Source organism: Flavobacterium zhairuonense (genome assembly GCF_004352915.1).
In the GTDB taxonomy this organism is placed as follows: domain Bacteria; phylum Bacteroidota; class Bacteroidia; order Flavobacteriales; family Flavobacteriaceae; genus Flavobacterium; species Flavobacterium zhairuonense.
Genome location: NZ_SJSY01000061.1, coordinates 68,160 through 78,249 on the forward strand (window position 1 = coordinate 68,160; position 10,090 = coordinate 78,249).

8 protein-coding genes are annotated in these 10,090 nt (G+C 35.1%); 5 read left to right on the top strand and 3 right to left on the bottom strand.

Annotated elements, in window-relative coordinates; genetic code table 11:
• Positions 1 to 12: 12 nt before the first annotated feature.
• The gene (locus EYY60_RS02185; protein WP_132987768.1) at positions 13 to 1,158 is read right to left on the bottom strand and encodes an efflux RND transporter periplasmic adaptor subunit; all 1,146 of its coding nucleotides are present in this window, start codon (positions 1,156 to 1,158) and stop codon (positions 13 to 15) included.
• 247 nt (positions 1,159 to 1,405) lie between these two features.
• Here EYY60_RS02185 and EYY60_RS02190 point away from each other — a divergent pair, with 247 nt between their 5' ends.
• The 5 genes from EYY60_RS02190 (at position 1,406) to EYY60_RS02210 (ending at position 7,250) form a co-directional block, all read left to right on the top strand.
• Positions 1,406 to 2,368 (top strand): polyphosphate kinase 2 family protein, encoded by a 963-nt coding sequence (locus tag EYY60_RS02190; protein ID WP_132987769.1) that lies wholly within the window; start codon positions 1,406 to 1,408, stop codon positions 2,366 to 2,368.
• 15 nt (positions 2,369 to 2,383) lie between these two features.
• Complete coding sequence (locus EYY60_RS02195; RefSeq protein WP_132987770.1) at positions 2,384 to 4,066, top strand: SulP family inorganic anion transporter; 1,683 nt, start codon at positions 2,384 to 2,386, stop codon at positions 4,064 to 4,066.
• 170 nt (positions 4,067 to 4,236) lie between these two features.
• Positions 4,237 to 5,595, top strand: a complete 1,359-nt coding sequence (gene trhO, locus EYY60_RS02200) for an oxygen-dependent tRNA uridine(34) hydroxylase TrhO (protein WP_132987771.1) — start codon at positions 4,237 to 4,239, stop codon at positions 5,593 to 5,595.
• 183 nt (positions 5,596 to 5,778) lie between these two features.
• A complete protein-coding gene (locus tag EYY60_RS02205; protein ID WP_132987772.1) occupies positions 5,779 to 7,020 on the top strand; it encodes a peptidase U32 family protein in 1,242 nt (413 codons plus the stop codon).
• Positions 7,020 to 7,250: a ferredoxin gene (locus EYY60_RS02210; RefSeq protein WP_132987773.1), complete on the top strand. Its 231-nt coding sequence runs from the start codon at positions 7,020 to 7,022 to the stop codon at positions 7,248 to 7,250. The genes EYY60_RS02205 and EYY60_RS02210 overlap by 1 nt, the downstream gene beginning before the upstream one ends.
• A gap of 75 nt (positions 7,251 to 7,325) precedes the next feature.
• Here the strand turns inward: EYY60_RS02210 and EYY60_RS02215 are convergent, their stop codons facing one another.
• Both EYY60_RS02215 and EYY60_RS02220 read right to left on the bottom strand, forming a co-directional pair.
• The gene (locus EYY60_RS02215) at positions 7,326 to 8,303 is read right to left on the bottom strand and encodes a PorP/SprF family type IX secretion system membrane protein (RefSeq protein WP_132987774.1); all 978 of its coding nucleotides are present in this window, start codon (positions 8,301 to 8,303) and stop codon (positions 7,326 to 7,328) included.
• Positions 8,304 to 8,340: 37 nt separating this feature from the next.
• Positions 8,341 to 10,090, bottom strand: a 1,750-nt coding sequence (locus tag EYY60_RS02220; RefSeq protein ID WP_132987775.1) for a T9SS type B sorting domain-containing protein, incomplete at its 5' end; no start/stop codon positions are given.

The window sequence follows — 10,090 nt, forward strand, 5'->3', positions numbered from 1 at the left end:
GTATATAGATTATTATTTAGTAACTGCAGATTCAGTGTCTCCCAATTGCCATTGAACGACTTTTGGTGTAATAACGCTTCCGTTTTTTAATAACGAAGTACCGCCCATGGCTATCTTGTCGCCAGGTTTTAAACCTTCTTCGATGATATATCCGTTTTGAACCGCTGGGCCAGGTTTTACAATTTGCATTTGCACTTTGTTGTCATTGCCTAAAACATAGACCTGATAAATTCCTTGTACTTCAATAACAGCGCGTTGCGGAATTACGATTGCGTCTTTACGAATGTCAGTAAGGAGCGCTATTTTTGCATATTGGCCGGGACGAAGCAATTTGTCTGGATTTGCAAAAGCGGCTTCAAAAGTTATTGCACCAGTTGCAGGATCTATTTGTCTATCAGTAAAGCTTACTTTTCCTGTTTGTGGATAAGTTGAACCGTCTGATAGTTTTAAAGAAACTGATGCTCCAGAACCTTTTAAAGCAGAATTTGGTTTGTTGAATTCTCTATATAAACGAAGAAATTCCTGCTCGCTCATGGTAAAACGAACTCTCACATCTCCTAGATCAGAAATGGTATTTAAAATCGAGACAGCTCCTGGTCGAACATAATCGCCAACTCTCACTTTAGAGATTCCGATTAATCCGGAAATTGGAGCAACAATTCGGCAATAACCTAACTCGATTTTTGCATTTTGAACAGATGCATCTGATGCTTTGATTTGGGCTATGGAAGCGGTATAAGCTGATTTGGCCGAAACCAATTCTCTCTGGCTGACCGCATTCATTTTTGCCAAAGGAGTAATCATGTCAAGATCGGATTTGGTTTTTGATAATCTTGCCTGTGATTCGGCAGCATTTCCTTCGGCTTGATTAAGTTTTGCTTTATAAGGCAAAGGATCAATGGTGTACAACAATTGTCCTTTTGTGACAAAGCTTCCTTCTTTAAAATTCACACTTTCGATAATACCATCGACTCGAGGATTAATTTGAATGTCTGATTGACCAAAAGTTTGTCCCGTGTATTCAGACTCAATTTTAACATCCTGCTGCAATACGGTGGTAACTGAAATTTCTAATGGCTTTGGCTGTGGTGGGGCTTCTTTTTTGCAGGAAAACAATAAAAAAAGTAAGAAAATTGCTGGGGAGTAAATTTTGTTCATTTTTTCAAATTTTTTAAATTCAATTAAAACTCAACTAACTTAAAACCAAATAAATCCTAAGCTAAGTTAACATTTTTTTAATTAATTTTTTAAATATTATTTTCAATTTGATTTTTTTTTAAATTTATATTTAATTGATATTCAGTAGTTAAAAAATCGACAAAAAGACTTAAATTGTCGTTGAAATACATGTTTTGTAAGAATCATGTTTTGATGTCAAAATCCAAAATCTTAAATATTTCTAGTTATGTCAAAAAAGAATAAAAAAAAACAAGATAATTTAGATGCTACTCCAGATAATTTGAAAGCATTAAGCAAAAAGGAATTGCTTCATCGTGCAAAGAAGTTTTCGGAGGAGTTTTGTGTTGGAGATGATAAAGATTTTACGCTAAAAGGCAAACCCACTTCTTATTTTGGAGATGAATCAAAATCTGCGATCAAAGAAACTCTGCAAATGGGCGTAAAAGCTTTGGCAGCAATGCAAGAGACTCTTTATGCACAAGATAAATGGTCGGTTCTAATTATTTTTCAGGCAATGGATGCTGCAGGGAAAGATGGTGCAATTAAGCATGTAATGTCTGGAATAAATCCGCAAGGTTGTCAGGTTTCTTCTTTTAAAGCGCCAAGTTCCGAAGAGTTGGATCATGATTATTTGTGGCGTTGTCAGAAACACTTGCCGGAAAGAGGACGCATCGGAATTTTTAATCGCTCTTATTATGAAGAAGTTTTAGTGGTTCGCGTGCATGAGCAGATTTTAAAAAGTCAAAAAATCCCAGAAAAATTGATAAAGGAAAATATTTGGGAAAACCGTTTTGAAGACATTCGAAATTTTGAAAAATATCTGAATAGAAACGGAACTATTGTAATCAAATTTTTTCTGAATGTTTCTAAAGAAGAACAAAAGAACAGATTCATAGAACGAGTTGATAATCCTGATAAAAACTGGAAATTCAGCGCCGCCGATGCCAAAGAAAGAGGATATTGGGATGATTATATGTTTGCTTATGAAGAATTGATCAAAAACACTTCAACAAAAAAATCACCTTGGTATGTTATTCCTGCAGATAATAAATATTATGCCCGAATTGCAATCGCATCTGCAATTATTCATGCTCTAGACGAAATGGATTTAGAATATCCGAAAGTAAGTGAAGAAAAACTGGCAGAACTTAACGAGGTTAAAAAAGCTTTATTAGCAGAAAAAGATTAATTCTTATCATTTTGAATGATGATTTCTAAACTTTTGCCCATTACAGGCTGGATTAAAGAGTATAAATCAAAAGACCTAAAAAGCGATTTTGTAGCAGGAGTGACACTTGCTGCGTATGGAATTCCGGTTTCATTAGCATATGCAACGCTAGCAGGACTGCCACCACAATTTGGAATTTATGGCTACCTTTTGGGAGGAATATTTTATGCTTTTTTAGGAACTAGCAAACAGCTTGCAATAGGACCGACATCTGCAATTTCTTTATTGATTGGAACTACAATTGCAACTATGGCAAATGGCGATGTGCAGCGATGGTCTGAAATCGCCTCGCTCACGGCATTAGTTTTTGCAGTAATGGCGATCATTGCTTATATTTTAAAATTAAGTGGCATAATAAATTTTATAAGCGAAACGGTTTTGCTTGGATTTAAAGCTGGTGCTGCTATAACAATTGGTATGACTCAATTGCCTAAATTATTTGGCATTGAAGGCGGGGGCAACAATTTTCTTGAACGGATTATTGTGCTGTTTCGGCAAATTCCGGATGTTAATAGTACCGTTTTCATTTTTGGTATTGTTGCTATAATACTATTGATTATTGGAGAGAAACTAGCACCCGGCAGGCCAATAGCAATTTTAATAGTTGTTTTGTCGATCGTACTTGTTTCGACAACATCATTAAAGTTTAGTGGATTCAAAACAGTTGGCATTATTCCAACAGGACTTCCAGAATTTCACATGCCTTCTGTAATGATTCGTGATGTAGATGGAGTGTTGCTTCTTGCTATGGCTTGTTTTTTATTATCTTATATAGAAAGCGTTTCTGCAGGAAGAACATTGGCACAAAAAAATGGATATGTTATTGATCCGCGCCAAGAACTTTTAGCGCTCGGAATTGCAAATGCAGCCGTTGCTTTTGGACAAGGTTATCCTGTTGCTGGCGGATTATCACAATCTGCTGTAAACGACACTGCTGGAGCAAAAAGTTCATTGTCTCTTTTGTTTTGTTCGGCTACAATTGCGGTTTGTCTTTTGTTTTTGACGGGGCATCTCCAAAACTTGCCAACTGTAATTTTGGCCTCAATAGTTTTGGTGGCCATTCGGGGTCTTTTTGATTTGAAAGAAATGAAATATCTCTACAAAAGAGATAAACAGGAATTCTGTGTGGCGATGATTGCGCTTGTAGGAGTGCTTATTTGGGGAATTTTGACGGGTGTATTGTTGGCGGCAATGTTTACTTTGTTGCTTTTGCTGAAAGCGGCTTCAAAACCGAATGTAGCTTTTTTAGGCAGAGTCCCAGGAACAAAACTTTATACCGATTTAGAAAGACATCCGGATAACGAAAAAATTGAAAACATCTTGATCGTGAGGATTGAATCGTCTATATTTTATTTTAATGCCGAATATATCAAAGAAAAAATCTGGGAGAAAATATACAGCGAACCACATTCATTAAAAACGGTAATATTAGATCTTAATTCGTCTCCTCGTGTTGATATTGCAGGAACACGTTTCTTAAAAAACTTATTTTTTGATTTAGATGCCAAAAATATTGTGCTCAAAATAGCTGAAGCACGTTCCGAGGTTCGTGATAGTCTGAGAGCAGAGAATTTGGAATCTTTTATGGGGCACATAAGCCGTTCTGTTTCAGTTGATGACTTGGTTGCTCGTGCTTCTGAAGCGGAGAATAAATCCTGATTTTTATTTGAAAATGATGAGGCTGATTGTTTAGATTTTTAAAAGATGTTAAAAAAATCAGATAATTAGGGCAATAGGATTTTTAATCTCAAAATAAACCCTATTTTTGCGGCAGATTTTCAGAAAAATCTAAAATAACATATATTCTTAAACTTAAAACTGTTTATAGCATGCAACTGTATAACACTTTGAGCGCAGAAGAAAGAGCCATCATGATCGATGATGCAGGACAACAACGACTTACGTTGTCTTTCTATGCGTATGCCAAAATTCAAGACCCACAAAAATTTCGTAACGATTTATTCATTGCCTGGAATGCACTCGATGCACTTGGGAGAATTTATGTTGCTTCTGAAGGAATAAATGCTCAAATGAGTATTCCTGAAGAAAATTTGGAAGCTTTTAGAACAACTCTTGAAGTTTATGATTTCATGAAAGGCATTCGTTTGAATGAAGCTGTAGAACATGATGACCATTCCTTTTTAAAATTAACTATCAAAGTGCGTCACAAAATCGTTGCCGATGGTTTAAATGACGACACTTTTGATGTAACTAATATTGGCGTTCACTTGAAAGCCAAAGAATTCAACGAAATTCTTGATGACCCAAATACGATTGTTGTAGATTTTAGAAATCACTACGAAAGTGAAGTTGGGCATTTTAAAGGAGCTATAACTCCAGATGTTGAAACATTTAGAGAAAGTCTTCCAATTATCAATGAGCAACTTAAAGATCACAAAGACGATAAAAATCTGGTAATGTATTGTACTGGAGGTATTCGTTGCGAAAAGGCGAGTGCTTATTTCAAACATCAAGGTTTCAAAAACGTTTATCAATTAGAAGGTGGAATCATTAACTATGCGAAACAATTGAAAGAAGAAGGTTTAGAAAGTAAATTCATTGGTAAAAACTTCGTATTTGATAATCGTCTAGGGGAAAGAATTACAGATGATATTGTTTCGCAATGCCATCAATGTGGAAAACCTTGCGATAATCATACAAACTGCGAAAATGACGGGTGCCATTTATTATTCATTCAATGTGATGAATGTAAAGCGGCAATGGAAAACTGTTGCTCTACAGAATGTTTAGAAATTATCCACATGCCTCTAGTTGACCAAGTTCGTTTAAGAACTGGGAAACAAGTTGGAAACAAAGTGTTTAGAAAAGGAAAATCGGAGAACCTAAAATTTAAACATTCAGGGGAATTACCAGAGACTGCTTTGGCTACAGCACAAAAGCCATCAGACATTCGTCAGAAAATAAAAGTAAAGAAAGTACTTCTTGGAAAAGCGGAGCATTATTATGTGAAAGCTCAAGTTGGACAATTTACTGTAGAAAATCACGAATTAAACGTTGGTGATAAAATCCTTATTTCGGGTCCAACAACAGGAGATCAGGAATTGGTTTTGGATAAAATCATTGTTAACGGAGCGGAAACTCAATCTGCTAAAGTTGGTGATAAAGTTACTTTTGAGGTTCCTTTTAGAATTAGATTGTCTGATAAAGTATACAAGATTTTAGATTGAATTTAATAGGAGTGTTGCGGCATTTACGTTAAATTTTGATAATATAGAACAAAGCCCATGATTTCAATCATGGGCTTTTTTAATAATATACTGCGAATAATTTTTAAAATATAGACATGATAAAAATCATAGGAATCTAATCAATACCCACATTATTTTTGTCATTTGAAAAATAAATCAAAAATGACACATACCAACAAAATCGAACTCATGTCTCCAGCAGGAGATTTTGAGTCGCTTCAGTCTGCTTTAGATAATGGCTGTGACTCAGTATATTTTGGAGTTGAACAACTCAACATGCGTGCGCGTTCAACGGTGAATTTTACAATTGAAGATTTAAAAGAAATCGCCAATCGATGCGAAGCCAAAAACGTTCGAAGCTATTTGACTTTAAACACGATTATTTACGATCACGATTTATCAGTCGTAAAAACTTTATTGACGAAAGCTAAAGAAGCTAATATTACAGCCGTAATTGCTTCTGATCAAGCCGTAATTGCAATGGCAAGATCAATTGGAATGGAAGTTCATATTTCGACTCAATTGAATGTGACCAATATTGAAACCATTAAATTCTACAGTTTATTTGCTGATACAATGGTTTTAAGTCGTGAGTTGAGTTTGCGTCAAGTAAAGAAAATCACGGAACAAATTGAAAAAGAACAGATCAAAGGCCCAAACGGAAATTTAGTAGAAATTGAAATTTTTGGCCACGGTGCTTTGTGCATGGCGGTTTCAGGTAAATGTTATTTGAGTTTGCATTCGCATAATTCATCTGCAAATCGTGGGGCATGCAAACAAAATTGCCGTAAAAAGTATACCGTTATTGATCAAGAAACAGGTTTCGAAATCGAATTGGATAACGAATACATGATGTCGCCGAAAGATTTGTGCACTTTAGATTTCTTAGATCAGGTAATTGATTCCGGAATTAAAGTTTTAAAAATCGAAGGAAGGGGCCGTGCGCCAGAATATGTGGCAACGGTAACCAAAACCTATCGAGAAGCGATTGATGCGCACTATGAAGGAACTTTTTCAAAAGAAAAAACCGCAATCTGGATGAAAGCTTTAGAGACAGTTTACAATCGTGGCTTCTGGTCAGGATATTATTTGGGTCAAGAATTAGGTGAATGGAGCGATATTCCAGGATCAGCGGCAACGCAGAAGAAAGTTTATGTTGGAAGAGGAATGCATTATTTCCCAAAAGCAGAAGTTGGTCAGTTTAAAATTGAAGCTTACGATATTAAAATTGGAGATAAAATCTTAGTTACCGGACCAACCACCGGAGCTCAGGAAATGATGATCGACGAAATGTTTGTAAACGATCTTTCGGCAGAAAAAGCAACCAAAGGAGACGATTGTACCTTCAAACTGCCATTTAGAATTAGGATGTCGGACAAATTATATAAAATTGTTGAGGCGTAATGGTAATTGTTACTTTACAAAGAGACAAATGCATTGGCTGTAATTATTGTGTCGAAATGGATCCGGCACATTTTCAGATGTCGAAAAAAGACGGAAAATCAGTATTGCTTCATTCGCAGAATGCAAAAGGATTTTTTACTTTAAAATCGCCAAATCATACCATTGTTGAAAGCTGTGAATTGGCAGCGAAAGCTTGTCCTGTTAAGATTATTACTGTGAAGGAGACTTAGAAAATTCATTATTATAAAAAATAAAACCCTATTTTGTAACAATACAAAATAGGGTTTTTAAGTAATATATTTTATTTAATGACGAACCGGATTTTGAGTGCAAGGACAATTGCTAATTCCCTGAAAGAAGTCAAGGCCAATAGTGACAACATGTGTTCCAGAATTGTATGCTCCAATTTTGTTTAAAGATGACTGATATGAATATCCAAAATAGAAATTAGATTTTTTAAAGCCGGCCATTGGACCAAGCATTATTGGTTCAAGAACTTGATCATTAAGAAAACGATAAGAAGCTCCTACCCAAAAATAATCATCATATTTATTAAACTGTCTATACTTAATGTTTACATCTGTGCTTGAACGCTTATCGCTAGCAAAGAGTTGATAATAGACAGAAGGTTCAAATTCGATCCTGTTTTTGACATCTACTCTAAAAACGTAACCAGTGTATACTTGATAATTTCTTAGTAAAGCGGGTTCTTCATGATAAAATTCGTCTATGTTTTTGTTCAAAATATTGCCAATGTTTAAACTAAGATAAAAATCTTTGTTTCGGTATAATGTTCCTATGTCAAAATTCATATTAGAAAGACGACGATCATCTATTGCTGCAGGATCGATTAAACCAGATATTCCATTTCCTGAGTTAAATTTATCAATGTCAATTTTAAAAGTATTGATATTGTATGAAATACCAAAGGACAGATATTGTTTAGAATAGTAATCTAAGGTTAAATGGTGTGCAAATGATATTTTTGCTCCCGTTTGTTTGGTGTTTCCGTTTTTATCATTGTACAGTGAAATTCCGATTCCAGAACGATCCAGAATTCTCATATCTGCATAAAGGGATTGATTGTCTGGGGCGTCTTTAATTCCCACCCATTGAGTTAATCCATTAGCTCTAATTCTAAGATTATCTCCAATACCGGCATACGTTGGCGAAATAGAAAATGGATTGTCGGCTAAATATTGCGTGAAGACTGGCAAGTTTAATTCTTGGCTGTAACTTGATGTTACAGCCAAGAATAGATATATAAGGATAAATTTTTTCATTTTATTTTGTTTTTAGACAACGAAATGTTGTTAGTATCTATCTGTATAAGGTAAAATGTCCAACAAATTCTCTGTTGTCTTTTGGGTCATTGAGTTTTAAAACATACCAATAATCACCAGATGTTAGTTCCTGGCCTCTATATTTTCCGTCCCATTTTTGACCAAAATGGTAATTTGCCAATTCACGTCCGTATCTGTCAAAAATTGTATAGGTCAAGTTTTTATAATTTGATGCACAGTTAGGACCCCAATAATCACTAATTCCGTCACCATTTGGTGTAAAGTAATTTGGAATACATAAATCGATGTAATCAAAATACTGTGATTTACTAAAAGTACATCCACTTTCATCTTTTACGGTAATGGTGTAAGTTCCAGATTTGTAAATAATAAAATTGTTGTTTTTGCTAAAAGGTTCTTCTTCAAATGAATATTGATAGTTTCCGCTACCGTTTTCACCAGATGCTTTAATTTCGTTTAGCTCTGTATTTGTTAGTGATAGTTTTAGCGGCTCAATAAAATCAATAACAAAAGGTGCGGTACTTTCAAGACAACCATTTAAATGTCTGGCCGCAATGGTATGCAATCCATGAGATAAGTTTTTGAAAATATTGTCTGACTGAAAAGCCCCTCCATCTAAAGAATAATCGATTTCATTGAGATTAGAATTACTTTCATCAATACTTACAGTAACAGAATTTGAAGGGCTATTGTTCTCACAATAATAATTTGTATTTATAACTGGATTTAATGAAATTCCATTTTCTACAGTTATTGTTTGTTCAGTTTTACAGTTTAAAGCATCTTTTATAAAAACAATGTATTGTCCACCTTTTAGATTTTTAAACGTATAATCAGAGCCGGTTACAGATTGATAAACTCCATCTATATTATTTAAAGCGACTTTATATGGAATAGTTCCTCCAGTAATTTGAATACTAAAAGCCCCATTTCGTTCCCCATTACATGTTTCACTAAATAATGTGTTTGGTATTAATTCAGAGGTTAATGGCAAACTAATATTAAGATTGAGAACTTCGTCTGCCATGCATCCGTCATTGACTTTTCTTAATCCGGTCTGTGATGTAGAATAGGTAATTCCGTTTGCTGGCCAAGTGTAGGTCTGTCCTGAACAAATTGTTTCATTGGTTACAGCATCTAGAGGTTTATCGATTACAGTCAGATTCAATATTTGATCTGCTGTACATCCGTCATTCACTATTTTTAGTCCGGTCTGTGAAGTGGAATAAGTGATTCCGTTTGCCGGCCAAGTATATGTTTCACCGAAACAAATTGTTTGATTGGTTACAGCATCGGCAGGTTTAGGATTTACAGTCAGGTTCAATATTTGATCCGCTGTACATCCGTCATTGGTTATTCTTAATCCTGTTTGTGATGCAGAATAAGTGATTCCGTTTGCCGGCCAAGTATATGTTTCACCGAAACAAATTGTTTCATTGGTTACAGCATCGGCAGGTTTATCAGTTACAGTCAGATTCAATATTTGATCAGCCGTGCATCCGTCATTGACTATTTTTAATGCATTTTGTGATATAGAATAGGTAATTCCGTTTGCCGGCCATGTATATGTTTCACCGAAACAAATTGTTTTATTGGTTACAGCATCGGCAGGTTTATCGGTTACAGTCAGATTCAATATTTGATCTGCTGTACATCCGTCATTCACTATTTTTAGTGCGGTCTGTGATGTAGAATAGGTAATTCCGTTTGCCGGCCAGGTGTAAGTATTTCCAGAACAGATTGATTCTGTAGTAACATCATCTGCT